13 protein-coding genes are annotated in these 15,062 nt (G+C 69.4%); 7 read left to right on the forward strand and 6 right to left on the reverse strand.

The features are described 5' to 3' along the window. Positions 1-139: 139 nt before the first annotated feature. From mtnA to mtnC, 3 genes are read left to right on the forward strand one after another with little or no spacing between them, the layout of a single operon-like run. A complete protein-coding gene (mtnA, locus tag ACFXKA_RS22940; RefSeq protein WP_379428805.1) occupies positions 140-1,801 on the forward strand; it encodes an S-methyl-5-thioribose-1-phosphate isomerase in 1,662 nt (553 codons plus the stop codon). A 33-nt stretch (positions 1,802-1,834) separates the two neighbouring features. Further along, positions 1,835-2,413, forward strand: coding sequence for an acireductone dioxygenase (locus ACFXKA_RS22945; RefSeq protein ID WP_379428806.1), 579 nt, complete (start codon positions 1,835-1,837; stop codon positions 2,411-2,413). Then, positions 2,410-3,093, forward strand: coding sequence for an acireductone synthase (mtnC, locus tag ACFXKA_RS22950; RefSeq protein ID WP_379428807.1), 684 nt, complete (start codon positions 2,410-2,412; stop codon positions 3,091-3,093). Before ACFXKA_RS22945 ends, mtnC begins: the two co-directional genes overlap by 4 nt. Before the next feature lie 76 nt (positions 3,094-3,169). On the opposite strand, the gene ACFXKA_RS22955 is transcribed toward mtnC, so the two are convergent. From ACFXKA_RS22955 to ACFXKA_RS22980, 6 genes are all read right to left on the reverse strand, one after another. After that, positions 3,170-3,760 carry an ATP/GTP-binding protein gene (locus ACFXKA_RS22955; RefSeq protein ID WP_354832684.1) on the reverse strand — a complete coding sequence of 197 codons (591 nt, stop codon included), beginning with the start codon at positions 3,758-3,760 and terminating at the stop codon, positions 3,170-3,172. After that, on the reverse strand, positions 3,741-4,118 hold the full coding sequence (locus tag ACFXKA_RS22960; RefSeq protein ID WP_354832682.1) for a DUF742 domain-containing protein: 378 nt from the start codon (positions 4,116-4,118) through the stop codon (positions 3,741-3,743). The genes ACFXKA_RS22955 and ACFXKA_RS22960 overlap by 20 nt, the downstream gene beginning before the upstream one ends. Then, positions 4,115-4,540, reverse strand: a complete 426-nt coding sequence (locus tag ACFXKA_RS22965; protein ID WP_040857697.1) for a roadblock/LC7 domain-containing protein — start codon at positions 4,538-4,540, stop codon at positions 4,115-4,117. Before ACFXKA_RS22965 ends, ACFXKA_RS22960 begins: the two co-directional genes overlap by 4 nt. Then, positions 4,518-7,136, reverse strand: coding sequence for a nitrate- and nitrite sensing domain-containing protein (locus ACFXKA_RS22970; protein WP_379428808.1), 2,619 nt, complete (start codon positions 7,134-7,136; stop codon positions 4,518-4,520). Before ACFXKA_RS22970 ends, ACFXKA_RS22965 begins: the two co-directional genes overlap by 23 nt. A gap of 166 nt (positions 7,137-7,302) precedes the next feature. Then, a complete protein-coding gene (locus ACFXKA_RS22975; RefSeq protein WP_354832678.1) occupies positions 7,303-7,701 on the reverse strand; it encodes a roadblock/LC7 domain-containing protein in 399 nt (132 codons plus the stop codon). Beyond that, positions 7,679-10,015: a nitrate- and nitrite sensing domain-containing protein gene (locus ACFXKA_RS22980; protein WP_379428810.1), complete on the reverse strand. Its 2,337-nt coding sequence runs from the start codon at positions 10,013-10,015 to the stop codon at positions 7,679-7,681. The genes ACFXKA_RS22975 and ACFXKA_RS22980 overlap by 23 nt, the downstream gene beginning before the upstream one ends. Before the next feature lie 260 nt (positions 10,016-10,275). Here ACFXKA_RS22980 and ACFXKA_RS22985 point away from each other — a divergent pair, with 260 nt between their 5' ends. The 4 genes from ACFXKA_RS22985 to ACFXKA_RS23000 all read left to right on the forward strand — a co-directional run bounded on the left by ACFXKA_RS22985 (position 10,276) and on the right by ACFXKA_RS23000 (position 15,006). Then, a complete protein-coding gene (locus ACFXKA_RS22985; protein ID WP_379428811.1) occupies positions 10,276-11,778 on the forward strand; it encodes an alkaline phosphatase in 1,503 nt (500 codons plus the stop codon). 35 nt (positions 11,779-11,813) lie between these two features. Further along, on the forward strand, positions 11,814-12,257 hold the full coding sequence (locus ACFXKA_RS22990; protein ID WP_379428813.1) for a hypothetical protein: 444 nt from the start codon (positions 11,814-11,816) through the stop codon (positions 12,255-12,257). A gap of 319 nt (positions 12,258-12,576) precedes the next feature. Further along, positions 12,577-14,130, forward strand: a complete 1,554-nt coding sequence (locus tag ACFXKA_RS22995) for a succinic semialdehyde dehydrogenase (protein WP_379428814.1) — start codon at positions 12,577-12,579, stop codon at positions 14,128-14,130. A gap of 60 nt (positions 14,131-14,190) precedes the next feature. After that, complete coding sequence (locus ACFXKA_RS23000) at positions 14,191-15,006, forward strand: class I SAM-dependent methyltransferase (protein ID WP_379428815.1); 816 nt, start codon at positions 14,191-14,193, stop codon at positions 15,004-15,006. Positions 15,007-15,062 lie beyond the last annotated feature (56 nt).

Genomic DNA, 15,062 nt, shown 5'->3' on the forward strand with positions numbered 1-15,062 from the left:
CATCCCGCACGAAAACCGGCCATTCGGATTGCGCTGATCCGAAACCTGCCGGTCAGGCGCGGATCCGAGTTCGATACGGTGGAGTGTGCCCACGGCCGTGGGCGTCGCCGCAATTCTCCAGTCAAGAGGACAGAACTAGATGGATCAGAGTTCGATCGCGTGGGCCGACGGTGCGCTCGTCACCATCGACCAGCGGGCGCTGCCGCACGAGGTGCGGGAGCTTCGGATCACGACGGTCGACGAGGTCATCGATGCGATCAAGACTCTGGCCGTGCGTGGCGCGCCGGCGATCGGCGTGTGCGGCGCGTTCGGTGTGGTGATCGCGGCCCGTGCCGCCAGCACCGACGGCGTGGTCGACGCGGGGCGGGTCGAGGCCGAGGCCGCGCGGATCGCGGACGCCCGGCCGACCGCGGTGAATCTGGCCTGGGGTGTGCAGCGCACGCTGGCCAAGCTTCCCGAGGGAGTGCAGGCCATGCTCGACGAAGCCCTCGACATGCTGGCCGAGGACGGGCGGGTGAATCTGGCCGCCGCCACCGCGGCCGCCGATCTGATCCAGCGGCTGTGCGCGGACCGCCCGCTGCGGCTGCTCACCCACTGCAACACCGGCCGCCTGGCCACCACCGCGTGGGGGACCGCCATCGGCGCGCTGCGGGTGCTGCATCAGCGGGGCGCGCTCGCCGAGGTGATCGTGGACGAGACCCGCCCGCTGCTGCAGGGCGCGCGCCTGACCGCGTGGGAGATGGCCGAAGCCGGGATCCCGCACCGGCTCACCATCGATTCCGCCGCCGCGTGGGCCATGACCACCGAGCAGGTGGACGCCGTGGTCGTGGGCGCGGACCGGATCACCGCCGACGGGGCGGTCGCCAATAAGATCGGCACCTACATGCTGGCCATCGCGGCGCAGCACCACGGCATTCCGTTCATCGTGGTCGCGCCCGAATCGACGCGGGACATCTCCACCGCGAAGGGCTCCGACATCGTGGTGGAGCAGCGCGCCGCAGCCGAGGTGACCGGATTCGGCGGCGTCGCAACGGCTCCCGAGGGCACCAAGACGTTCAACCCGGCCTTCGACGTCACCCCGGCCGAGCTGGTGACCGCGGTGGTCACCGAGTTCGGGGTGCTCGAGGACCCGGCGGCCGCGCGGACTTCCGCCTCGGCGGTGACCACCCCGAAGTCTGCGGCGGGCGCGGAGATCGCGGAGATCGCGCGCGGCCTGTACGCCAGCGGCTGGATGCCGGGCACGGCCGGCAATATCTCGGTGCGCCAGGGCGATACGGCCCTCGTCACCGCCAGCGGGTTGTCGAAGGGCGAGCTCACCGCCTCCGACATGGTGACCGTCGCCGTGGTCGACTCCAAGCCCGTCGACGCTTCCGGCCGCAAGCCCTCGGCGGAGACCACCATCCACACCGCCGTCTACCGCACCCGCGGCGCCGACGCGGTGGTCCACGTGCACCCGCCGCACGCCACGGCCGTCTCGATCACTACAGCCGGATCAGGAGTCACCACAGCGCGTTTCGCGGGCTACGAGCTCATCAAGGGCCTCGGTTCGGCCCGCCCGGATGTCATCGACATCCCCGTGTTCCCGAACCATGCCGATGTCCCGCAGATCGGCGCGGATATCGAGAAGTACCTGACCGAGCATCCGGAGGCCCCGCCGGTGCTGTTCATCGCCGGGCACGGCATCACCGCCTGGGGTTCGAGCCTGGCGCAGGCGCGCGATCGCGCGGAGTGCCTCGAGGCCATGTGCCAGCTGACCACCTTGACCGGACACCGCGAGATCCCGGTGGGCGACCATGTATGAACTGAATACAGCGTTCCGAGAAAGGAACCTCCTATGACCCTGTTGCAGATCATGTCCGACAAGGACGCCGGTGATGTGGTGCTGCGCACCGACGATGACGCGGTGATCGCCGCCGAGCTGGCCAAGCGCGGCATCACCTTCGAGCGCTGGCCGCTGCTGGAGGGTTTCAGCGCCGCCACCACCACCGAGCAGCTGCTGGCCGAATACCAGGGCCGCATCGACGAATTGAATGCCGACGGCCGCTACAAGTTCATCGACGTGGCGCGCATCCACCCCGACGACAGCGATCCGGAGTGGCCCGCCACGGCGGTCGCCGCGCGCACCAAGTTCCTGGACGAGCACCGCCACGCCGAGGACGAGGTCCGCTTCTTCGCGGCCGGCGCGGGCTGCTTCTATCTGCACCTGGGCGACGAGGTGCTGGCCACCGTGTGCACCGCCGGCGATCTGGTCTCGGTGCCGGCGGGCACCCTGCACTGGTTCGACATGGGCACCCGGCCGGAGTTCGTGGCGGTGCGCTTCTTCGAGGAAGAGGACGGCTGGATCGGCGATTTCACCGGCGACAAGATCTCGTCCGGCTTCCCGACCCTCGACGAACTGCTGGCCCCGGCATGATCAAGGCGGTCGTGCTCGATATCGAGGGAACCACCAGCCCGACCAGTTCGGTGCGGGAGGACCTCTACGGCTACACCCGCGACCGGCTCCCGGCCTGGCTGGCCGAGAACACCGGCGGCGCAGCGGATCCTATCCTCGAGGCCACCCGCACCCAGGCGAACCGCCCCGGCGCCGACGCCGCCGAGGTGGCCCGGATCCTCATCGGGTGGCTCGATACCGACGTGAAGTCCGAGCCGCTCAAGGCCGCCCAGGGCATCATCTGCGCCGAGGGCTTCCGCAACGGGTCCCTGCACGGCGAGTTCTTCCCCGACGTGCCGCCGGTGCTGCGCGCCTGGCGCGACGCCGGTCTGGAGCTCTACATCTACTCCTCGGGTTCGGTGCGCAATCAGAAGGATTGGTTCGCGTTCGCCCGGGGCGGCGATCTGTCCCCGCTGATCAGCGGCCACTTCGACCTGTCCACCGCGGGCCCGAAGCGCGAAGCCTCCTCCTACGAGAAGATCGCGAGCGCCATCGGCGTCCCCGCCGAGCAGATCCTGTTCCTGTCCGACCACCCCGACGAGGTCGACGCCGCCGTGGCGGCCGGCTGGCAGGCCATCGGCGTCACCCGCCCGGGCGAGCCGAACAGCCCACGCGGCTCACACCGCTGGATCGGCGACTTCGCCGACGTCGTGCCCAACTGACCTGCCACACAAGCGAAGACGAGGCGAGCCCGTCCGGATTTCTCCGGGCGGGCTCGCCTCGCGTTCGGGACGGCTGTCAGCGCACGCCGGCAGTGGCAGCCCGGTCGATGAGGTACTCGACCAGCGTCATCAGCACGTTCTTGCACGAGCCGCGGTCGCGGGCGTCGCACAGCAGCACCGGGATTCGCTCGTCCAGGTCGAGCGCGTCGCGAACCTCGGCCGGGGTGTACAGGGGCGCGCCCTCGAAGCAGTTGACGGCCACCGTGAAAGCGACGCCGCGGCGTTCGAAGAAGTCGATCGCCGCGAACGAGCCCTCCAGGCGGCGGGTGTCGGCCAGCACGACCGCGCCCAGCGCACCGCGGGCCAGTTCGTCCCACAGGAACCAGAAGCGGTCCTGGCCGGGCGTGCCGAACAGGTAGAGCACCAGGTTCTGGTCGATGGTGATACGACCGAAGTCCAGCGCCACCGTGGTGGTGGTCTTGCCCTCGACGCCGCGCAGATCATCGACGCCGGCGGACAATTCGGTAATGAGTTCCTCGGTGCGGAGCGGAGTGATCTCACTGATCGCCCCCACCATTGTTGTCTTGCCCACGCCGAAGCCGCCCGCGATGAGGATCTTCACCGAGGCGGCCATGGGCTGGGCGGTATCAGAGTTTTCGAATGCCATCGAGTACCGCTCGCAGAATGTTGAGGTCACCGGGCGCGGCCTCGGGGGAGGCCGGGGCCCGGAAGTTGAGGATGTTGTCTGAAATCAGGTCCCCCACCAGGATTTTGGTCACCGCCAGCGGCAGCCGCAGGGCGGCCGACACCTCGGCCACCGACAGCGGCAGCCGGCACAACCGGACGATTTCCGCGTACTCCGGTTCGACACGACGCAGCGGAGGGGCGGCATTGGGCACCACCACCACCGTGAGCATGTCCAGATCGTGCCCCGCACCCATGGTTCGGCCACCGGTCCGTGCGTAGGGACGCACGAGCGGACCGGCCGCGTCATCGAACCACTGTTCCCCCGGCCCCGGCCTCATGACAGTCGGGGGTTGCCTTGTCCGGCCAGATTGTGGCGCGGGGTGGTGGACAGGTAGTTGCCTACGCGCTGCACGGTCAGGTTCATCTCGTAGGCGACCATGCCGAGGTTGGCCTGTTCGGTGGCCTGCAGCGCGAGGCAGGCATGGCTGCCGGCGGCGGTCACGAACAGCACCGCGCGCTCGAGTTCGATGACCGCCTGGCGGACGCCGCCGCCGTCGAATCTGCCTCCGGCGCTGCGCGCCAGGCCGTAGAGGGTGGAGGACATGGCACCGAAGTGCTCCGCGTCCTCGCGGCTCATGGCGGAGGAGCGGCCCAGCAGCAGCCCGTCGGTGGAGTGCACCACCGCGTGACGGACGCCTGCGAGCCGGTCGACCAGATCATCGAGTAGCCAGTTGAGATCACCAGCGTTTGAGGTGGTCACCGTCGCCTTCCTGTCGTTCCGACTGTGTGCCTTCAAAGAAGGCCTGGGACTCAGGCCCGAACGAACCGGGGTCGGCCTGCCGGCCCTGCCTGGTTCCGTTTTCGATGGCGGAGAAAAGGTCTCGGGCCTGCTCGGCCGTGCGGGTGGCCTGGACCGCCGACTCGGGGGCCGACTGCTCCTGCGCCAATTCCGGTGCGAGACTTGCCTGCCGGCGCCTACGCGGGAGCGCGGGCCGGGCGTCGGAGCCAGTGTAATGGGAGCGCCCGAATTCGCGAGACCGGAAACCGTTTTCCACGGGCGGGACGGGTTCGGCCGGCGGATTCGGGTTCGGCCGCGGGTTGGTCGGCGGGTCGAACGGCGTTGCGGCCCCGAAGGACATGACCGGCGGCACCAGCGAGCCGGTGGACGGCCCGAACGGCTCCCGCTGGGGCGCGGCCGGAGCCACCGGCGCACTGGGCGCGGCGGGCGGTTCCGGTGCGGCCGGGGGTGCGTAGGCCTCGTATCCGACGATGGGCAGCTCGTAGCTCGAGATCGTCGACGGGGGAACAGCCGGCGCCGCGGGGAGCTGCGGCAGCGCGGCTACCGCGCGGGACGCCGCGGACGGCTCGGCGGCATCCAGCTGTCGCGGCACGACCGGGATCTCGCCGGTGCGGCCGGACGGCTGCACGACCACGCTGTTGGGCACCAGCACGATGGCGCGGACGCCGCCATAGTCGGATTCGGTGAGCCGCACCGAGATCCCGTTGCGGGCCGCCAGCTGGGCGACCACGAAGCGGCCGAGGCGGAAGTCGTCGGGCAGCATGGCGACACCGAAATCGGGTGCGTCGCGCAGGATCTCGTTGATCCGCGCCAGCTCCTCCTCGGGCATGCCCATGCCCTGGTCGATCACCTCGATGGCGACGCCCTTGCCGACCACATTGCCGCGCACCTCGACCTGCGACTGCGGCGGCGAGAAGTGGGCGGCATTGTCGACGAGTTCGGCGAGCAGGTGCACGAGGTCGGCGACCGCGCTGCCCGCGACGGACACGTCGGGCAGCCGCGCGATCTTGACGCGGGTGTAGTCGAGCGTCTCGCCGACGGCCGAGCGCACGATCTCGAGCAGCTGCACGGGATTACGCCACTGCCGGCCGGGCTGACCGCCCGCGAGAATGATGAGGTTCTCGGCGTTGCGGCGTTCGCGGGTGGCCAGGTGGTCGAGGCGGAAGTAGATGTCGAGCAGCGCCGGATCCTCCTGCGACGACTCCGCGGCGTCGAGGATCTCCAGCTGGCGGTGCACGATGACCTGACTGCGGTGGGCGATATTGAGGAACATCGCCTTGACGCCCTCACGGGTGCGGGCCTCGGTGACGGCGGCGGTCACGGCGGCGGAGTGGGCGTGGGTGAACGCCTTTGCCACCTGGCCGATCTCGTCGTGGCCGAAGTCCAGCACCGCGGCCTCGGCGGCGATATCGACCGGCTGGCCCGTGCGCAGCTTGGTCATGATCTCGGGCAGCCGCTCGTCGGCCAGCACCAGCGTCTCGTTGCGCAGGCCCTTGAGGCGGCGGATGATCCGGTTCGCGAGCACCAGCGACACCAGGAAGGCGAGCCCGGACACCGCCAGCATGCCGCCGCCGGCGAGCGCGGAGCTGCGGGCATTGCTGTCGGCCACCTCGGCGGCCATCTTCTCGTTGTGGCGGCTCATCTTCTCCCACAGGTGCAGGATCTGGGTGTTGAGCCGGGCAACGGTGTCGCGCCACTCCTGCGCGGTGAAGGTCAGCGGTGCGACCTGCGGAGCGGCACCGGGTTTCGCGGGCGGCACGGTCATGGGATCGAGTGCCCGCGAGAGCAGCACGTTCTCCATCATGACGATCTTCGTCCAGTCCGGATCGTTCATCAGCGCCTGCATGTCGACGTCACCGTTGGTGCCGTCGCCGCCGGCCAGTACGCCGAGGTTCACCCGGTAGGTGCCTGCCACGCGGGAGAATTCGATGGCCAGCTCGGGCGGCAGGGTGCCGCCGGCGAGCAGGACCTCGCCGACCGCGGCCTCGCGGGAGAGCATCTCGGCGGCCTGCACGACCTGCAGGCCGTTGGCGACCTCCAGGGCCACTTCGGAACTGGGCGCGGTGTCGGCGACGACGCGGGTGCCGATCCAGACGAACTCGAGCAGCTTGCCGTAGAAGTAGTAGACATCGGAGACCGACACCGCATTGGTGTCGATCTGGGTGCGCAGACCGGCCAGCTGGCGGGTCAGGGTGAGCAGCCCGCCGACGTCCCCGGTGACCGATTTCGGGCCGAGCTTCTCCATTTCGGCGCTGACCGGGGCCATGCCCTGCAACGCGGTGTCGAGACGGGTGCGCGCCTGCGCCAACGACTTCGGACTCGCGTCGTCGCCACCACCCATCTGGGCGAGGGAGAGCTGGCGCTCCTGCTCCACCGCGGCGATCACTTCTCCGGTCGGCGGTCCCGCGGCGGACAACGCGTCCGCCCAATCCCGCGCGTGCTTGCCCTCGACCACCAGGTACCCCGCGCCACCCACGCCGATCACGAGCAGCGCCAGGCTCGGGACGAGTGCGATGGCGAGCACGCGGGTCCGGACCCCGAGCCTCGCTCTGAACATCGGGCAAAGGTAACGGGGCGTAAGTCACATATGCCCCATCGATCCCGTTGAGCGGGACTGAGATTGACTTTCTCATTCATGTATGTTTGCGCATCGCACATAATGCCACCGGTCAGCTACCGGTTGGCAATCGGAAGCTGGGGCAGGAAAGCACAATTCGCGACTCTCAGGCACGCTGGCGCGGTGCGGCGGAGAGGAAGGATCCGACCCGCTGCACGGTCAGGTTCATCTCGTAGGCGACCATGCCGAGGTTCGCGTCGGCCGCGGCCTGCAGTGCCAGGCAGGCATTGGCACCCGCCGCGGTGACGAACAGGACGGCGCGGTCGAGTTCGATCACGGCCTGCCGCACCCCGCCCGCGTCGAATCGGTGCCCGGCACTGCGGGACAGCCCGAACAGGGTCGAGGACATGGCACAGAAGTGCTCCGCGTCCTCCCGGCTCATCCGGGCAGACCGGCCGAGCAGCAAGCCGTCGGTGGAATGCACCACCGCATGCCGCACGCCCGCGAGTTTGTCGACGAGATCGTCGAGGAGCCAGTCGAGATCACCAGCGGGGGAGGTGTTCACCATCGTCTTCCTGTCGGGTGGCGGGCGGCGCGCCGGGATCGGTCTGCCGCCCCTGTCGGGTGCCGTTCTCGATGGCCGAGAACAGCTCTCGCGCCTGCTCGGCGCTGCGTTCGCCCGGCGCCGGGGCCGGGGCGGGGGAGTGCTCGGGGGCCGGGTGCTCGGCCAGCTCCGGCGCGAGATGCTCCTGGCGGCGGCGCCGCGGCAGCTCGGGCCGGAAATCGGCGGTGACCTGCGTATCCGGTGCGGGGAAGTCCGGTTCTTGCGGGCCCGGATGCCACGCATCGAATAATGCTGCCGCCGCTCGGAATTCCGGCGACGCGGTCGCCGCCTGCTCGAGTTCGGCGCGGCGCTGCGGGGGCATGGCCGCCGTCCGCGGTTCCGCCGCACCGAGCTCGCCCTCGATCAACCCGGATGGGATGAGGACGATGGCGCGCGTGCCGCCGTAATCGGAATCGGACAGGCGCACCGAGATGCCGTTCCTGGCGGCCAGCCGCGACACCACGAACAGGCCCAGGCGGGAATCCGAGGACAGGCTGGTGACGGCGAAATCCGGTGGCCCGGCCAGCAGCTCGTTGAGCCGGGCCAGGTCGGACTCGGGAATGCCCATGCCCTGATCGCTGATCTCGACCGCGACCCCGCGGCCCACCGAGGCGCCGGAGATCTCGACGCGGGACTGCGGCGGGGAGAAGGAGGCGGCGTTGTCGATCAGCTCGGCCAGCAGGTGGATGAGGTCGGCGACGGACCGGCCGGCAATGAAAGCCGCAGGCAGGCGGCCGGTCTGGACCCGGGTGTAGTCGGCGGTCTCGCCGACCGCGGACCGCACCAATTCCAGCAGCGGGACCGGATTGCGCCACTGGCGGCCGGGACGTCCGCCCGCGAGAATGATCAGGTTCTCGGCATTGCGGCGTTCCCGGGTGGCCAGGTGGTCGAGCCGGAAGTAGATGTCCAGCAGCTCCGGATCCTCCTGCTGGGATTCGGCCTCGTCGAGGATCTCCAGCTGCCGGTGCACCACCACCTGGCTGCGGTGCGCGATATTGAGGAAGACCGACTTCACGCCCTCGCGGGTACGCGCCTCGGTGATCGCGGCGGCGACGGCCGTCCCGTGGGCGTGGCCGAAAGCCTCGGCGACCTGGCCGATTTCATCGTGGCCGAAGTCCAGGACGGGGGTTTCGGTCTCGATATCGAGGTGCTCACCGGCGGCCAGCCGACTCATCGTCTCGGGGAGCTGCTCGTCGGCCAGGGCGAAGGTGCGGTCGCGCAGACGCCGGAGCCGGCGGATGATCCGATTGGCCAGCACCAGCGCGACCAGGATCGCGCCCACCCCGACCACGACCATGCCCGCCCCGGCCGCCAGCGATTTCCTGGTGGTGTCGTCCGCGGCGGCCCCGGCCAGCTGCTGAGCCTCGGCGTTCTCCGCCTGCCAGAGGTTCGCCAGGCCGTGCGTGACCTCCCCGGCGCTGTGCTGCCATTCCGCGACCGAGATCGGGAGCGGTTGCAGCGCCGAGCGTTTGGCCGAGCCGTCCGACGGCACCAGGGTGTGCTGGGCCAGGACCGGCTCCACCACGCCCAGCTGCTGCCAGGCGGCGGTCGAGACCAGCGCCCGGGCCGCGGCCGCCTGCTTCTCGTCGGGTGCGCTGACGATGCCGTCGACCCGGGTGCGGTAATAGCCGACCAGGCTGAGGTATTCGGCGCCCAGCTCGGGGGAGAGGTTGTTGCCGTCCACGAGGGCTGCGCCCAGCGCGTTCGCGCGGCTCATGGCCTCCAGACAGTGCAGTACGTCCGCGGCCAGGGTGAGCTCGACAGCGGTGGCGGCATCGGGCGCGGTCTTCTGCGCGACCTGCACGCCCGCCATGACGGCCTCGGGAATGTGGTTGTAGAAGGCATAGGCGTCGGCCAGCCCGAGGGTGCCCGCATCGACGCCGGCGCGAATTCCGGCCAGCTGCTTGCTCATTTCGCCGAGCGCGTCGGTGGCCTGGCCCATGGACGCGGGCCCGATCCGCGACAGCGCCGACTGGGCCGGGGCGATCAGTCGCACGGCACTGTCGAGCCGCTGGCGTGCCTTCGTCAGCTGGCGCACATCGGAATCCATTCCGGCCACCCGCCACAGGGTCAGCTGCCGCTCGGCCTGCACGGCCTCGATCAGCTCGCGGGTGGGCGCGATGCCCGCCTGCATCTCGTCGGCCCAGGTGCGGGCCTGGTGTGAGCGGTCGATCAGGGTGCCGGCCACGCCGAGGCCGATGGCTGCCAACGCCACGCTCGGTACCAGCGCGATGGCCAGGATCCGGGTGCGGACCCCGAGCGTCGGAAAGCGCATCGCTGCAACGTAACTGCGCGGTGATGCGCTCGGCGGGTCGAGTCCTTTTGTGCGGGACGGGATTTGACACAGGCGAGACGAGTCCCATAAGCCGGGAGGTCCCCGATCCCCCCGGGAATTTCTTTAGAATTCGTTTACCTTCGAGCCAGCTGTGAGCTTCCTGTGAGACCAGAGTGGGCAAACTTTCAGCACTAGCTTCGTCCGCACCCGGGACAGCGGGCCGCGCCCGGTGATCCGGGCGCGCGGACGGAGGAGACGAAGTGCAGCACAGGAAACGCGTATGGCCGGTCGCCATCGCGGTCGCCACGGCCACGGTGTCGGCGGCGACACTCATCGCCGGATGCGGATCGGACAGCAAGGCCGACAACGAAGTCCACAACATCATCTATCTGCTCGGCGACGGCATGGGACGCACCCACGTCACCGCCGCCCGGGAACGTTTCGCGGGCGCGAACGGCCGGCTGAACCTCGAACAGCTGCCCTACGTCGGCGCGGTCGCGACCTATGCCGTGGAACCCGGCAGCGCCAAGCCGTCCCTGGTGACCGACTCGGCGTCCGCGGCGACCGCCTGGTCCTCGGGCGTGAAGACCTACAACGCCGCCATCGGCGTGGACGCCTACGGCAAGTCGGTGCCGACCCTCATGGAGCAGGCCAAGGCCGCCGGATTCGCGACCGGCAATGTCAGCACCGCCGAGATCACCGACGCCACACCGGCGGCCATGGTCAGCCACAGCCTGCTGCGTGGCTGCCAGGGACCCGCATTCAGCGAATCATCCTGTCTGCCGAAGAAATCCGATGGCAGTTACGAGGCTCAGCCCGCGGACAAGACGCTGGTCACCCCCATTGCCGAGCAGATCGCTCGCAACAACACCGCCGATGTCATCCTCGGCGGCGGCCTGGCCCGCTTCGAGCCCGACGACCAGAAGGCCATGCAGGACAACGGGTATGAGGTACTGGGCAGCATGGGCGACCCGGCCCTGAAGGTGCAGACGCCCGAGAGTCAGCGGGTGGCCACCGCCGCCGACCTGAAGACAGTGACCGGGCAGAAGGTGATCGGCCTGTTCAACCGCGGGAACATGACCGCCACCAATGCGCGCGCCGCACTGCCGGATTCGGCCCCGCAGAAGCAGGAGCCGACGCTGGCCGAGATGACCACCAAGGCCATCGACCTGCTCGCGAAGCGCAAGGACGGCAAGGGCTTCCTGCTGCAGGTGGAGGGCGCACTCATCGACAAGCGCTCACACGCCAACGACGCCGCCCAGACCCTCGACGAGGTCAAGGCGTTCGACGACGCGGTGGCCGCGGCCCTGGACTTCGCGAAGCGGGACGGGCACACCATGGTGATCGTGACCGCCGACCACGAGTGCGCCGGGTTCAACATCATCGAGAAGAACACCTTCACCAATGCCGAAGCGGTTGCACCGCCGACGAATGTCGACACCGGCAACCCGGCCAACAACAGCGTCCCGGCGCGCGACGGCAAGGACAACGTGAAGGACCCGGCACGCTCGACCGGGTTGGTCAACGGTGCGGGACACCAGGATCCGCGCAATTTCGCCCCCGCCACCTTCCGCACGCCGGACGACCCGGCCGAGGTGAAGGACGGCTCTCCCGAGGCGAGTCTGTGGCTGACCTACCTGTCCGGCAACCACACCGGCGCGGACGTGCAGATCTACGCCTACGGCCCCGGCGCGCAGGTGTTCGCGGCGAATCAGGACAACACCTCGCTGTACACCAAGATGCACCAGGCGCTGCTGCCGTGAGACGGCGACCGGGTCTCCTGATGTTGGGTCTGCTGATGGCGGCCACGAGCGCGGCTTGTTCGACCGCTCCGCACGCCGCCGACCCGGCACCCGCTCCCACGCCGATGGCGGCACCGAAACCCGCTTCAGCGCCCGTCTCGGCGGTGACGGTCTCGCCCGGTGAGGTGCGGCTGAGCCCGGGTCCCTTCACCGATCGGGTCCAGCTGAATGGGATTCGGCTCGAAGGCGCTTCGGTGCGCGGCACTCTCGCCATCACCTCCGATATCAGTGATGTGCTGGCGCTGGAGGTGCACGCGGCCTTCTACGACGCGACCGGTCACGTGGTGGGTACGGGGACCTTCCAGCACGCCGACGCGGAACCCGGCGGTGGCGCGCACGCACCGAACCCGGATGGCATCCCGTTCACGATCACCGCGTCCCCGGCCGATGCGCCGATTTCCGCAGCGGTGCTGTCGATTCCGGTGCTGGTCAACGAATAGCCTGTTCCCGCAGCGCTTTTCATGATCCCGCGCACGCACCCCTCGTGCGTGCGCGGGATCGGGCCCGGTAGCCGGTGCTGCCTCACCGGCGATGGATCCCTGCCCGGGTACTGCTGGCTGTTTCTTCGTTCCGCGTTCATGATCGGTTACAGATTTCGCAGGTAGCAGCCAAAAACGGGGTAATCACGACATTTCGGCCCAGTCGACCATCCGGCCGGAACCCGATCCGAGCGGGCGGAATCTCGCAGTCCCGGCCGGGCGCGGGCGTGGCGGAGTAGATTGTCTGTATCCGCAAGTTACTCGCAAGTAGGAGGCAATGATGCCGGTGCCGGCTGCCGCGGTGTTCGAACGGTTGCGCTCGTTCGCGGCCGTGGATACCACCCAGGACCATGCGACCCGAGCGATCACCGAGGTGTTCACCGGCGAGACCCTGGGCTCGGTGCCGGTCGGAACCGCCGCCGATGTCACGGCCGCGATCGCCAAAGCGCGTATCGCGCAGGCCGAATGGGCCGCGCGCACGCCCAAGCAGCGGGCCGAGGTGCTGGATCGGTACCGGGCGCTCGTGGTCGAGAACCGCGATTACCTGATGGACATCATCCAGGCCGAGACCGGCAAGGCGCGGTGGGCGGCTCAGGAGGAGGTCATCGGGCTGATGTTCGCGGCCCGTTACTTCTCCCGGGTGGCTCCGCAGCTGCTCGCCCCGCACGGTGCGGCCGGCGCGTTCCCGGTGCTGAACCGGGCCTCGGTGCGCGCGGTGCCCAAGGGCGTGGTCGGGGTGATCGCGCCCTGGAACTACCCGATGCTGCTCTCGGTGGGCGACTCGATTCCGGCGCTGCTGGCCGGCAACGCAGTGGTGGTCAAGCCCGACAGCCAGACCCCGTACTCCTCGCTGGTCAACGCCGAACTGTTCGCGCGCGCCGGGCTGCCGCGCGATCTGTTCGCGGTGGTGCCCGGGCCCGGCACGGTGGTCGGCACGGCCATCGTCGAGGACTGCGACTACCTGATGTTCACCGGTTCCTCCGCCACCGGCCGCACCCTGGCCGAGCAGTGCGGGCGCCGACTCATCGGCTTCTCGGCCGAGCTGGGCGGCAAGAACCCGATGATCGTCACCCGTGGCGCCGATCTGAACAAGGCCGCCAAGGCCGCGGTCCGCGCCTGCTTCTCCAATGCGGGCCAGCTGTGCATCTCCATCGAGCGGCTCTATGTCGAGCGTGAGGTCGCCGACCAGTTCACCGCGAAGTTCGTCGCGGCGGTGCGGGCGGCGAAACTCGGTGCCACGTACGACTTCTCGCAGGATATCGGCAGCCTCATCTCCGAAGCCCAGCTGGAGACGGTCACCAAGCATGTGGCCGACGCGGTGTCCAAGGGGGCGAAGGTGCTCGCGGGCGGCAATGCCCGCCCGGACCTGGGCCCGCTGTTCTTCGAGCCGACCGTCCTGTCCGACGTCACCGACGCGATGGAGTGCGGCCGCAACGAGACCTTCGGCCCGCTGGTGTCGATCTACCCGGTCGACTCGGTGCAGGAGGCCATCATCCGCGCCAATGACACCGAGTACGGCCTGAATGCCAGCGTGTGGGCGGGCAGCAAGGCCGAGGGCGAGCAGATCGCGGAGCAATTGCACGCGGGCACGGTGAACATCGACGAGGGCTACGCCCCGGCCTGGGGCACCACCGGCGCGCCGATGGGCGGCATGGGCATCTCCGGCGTCGGCCGCCGCCACGGTCCCGACGGCCTGCTGAAGTTCACCGAACCCCAGTCCATCGTGGTCACGCGGTTCCTGAACCTGGACGCACCGCCCTTCATCCCGCAGAACAGGTGGCAGCCGTTCCTCATGGCCATCGCCCGCGGCATCCGATTCCTGCCGGGTCGCTGATTCTCCGGCTGGACCACCCGTCCGGCCTGCGTACACTGTACCCGTCGGAAGGGTGGTCGAATGCCGGAGAATCCGCTTGCCGCGCCGGGCGCGTGGGACCAGGTCGCTGATAGTTACGACGACGTCGTATCGGACATGATGCGGCCGTTCGCGATTCGCGCATTGGAATCGGCCGAACTGAGCGGCCGGTCCCGGGTCATCGATGTGGCCACCGGGCCCGGCGTGCTGGCGCTGCTGGCCGCGCCGCGGGTCGCGGAGGTGGTCGCGGTCGACTTCTCCGAGGCCATGATCCGTCGGCTACGGCGCGCCATCATGCAGGCCGGGATCGGCAATGTGCTCACCGGCGTCGGCGACGGGCAGGATTTGCGCTACGCCAGTAACACTTTCGACGCCGCGTTCTCGATGTTCGGGCTCATGTTCTTCCCCGACCGGGCCAGCGGATTCGCCGAGCTGCACCGGGTGCTGCGGCCGGGCGGCATCGCGGTGGTGTCGAGCTGGGCCCCGATCACGGACTCGCCGCTGATGACATTGCTGTTCGAGGCGTTCCAGGCCGGGATTCCGGGATTCCCCGCGCCCCAGCCGAATCCGGAGAGCCTCGAGAATCCGAACCTGTTCGAGAAGGAGCTGCTCGCGGCCGGTTTCACCGAGGTGGTGCTGCGGCCGCACGCGGAATCGTTCAGCTACGACAGCGCCGAGCAGATGTGGGACCGGCTGACCCGGGGCAGCGCACCACTGCAGGCGACCCGCCGGCGCACCGACAAGGCCACCTGGGCAGCCCAGGAAAAGGTCATGATCGACTATCTGCGCGAGCACTACGTGCCGGGCACCCCGCTGTCGACGACCGCGTGGCTGGGCACCGGTCGCGTTCCGCGATAAGGACTTCCGGGTTCGGAGCTGTCCGGAGGCTCCCGAGGTTGACGATGGCGCGGCCG

Source organism: Nocardia sp. NPDC059228 (assembly GCF_042754245.1).
In the GTDB taxonomy this organism is placed as follows: Bacteria; Actinomycetota; Actinomycetes; order Mycobacteriales; family Mycobacteriaceae; genus Nocardia.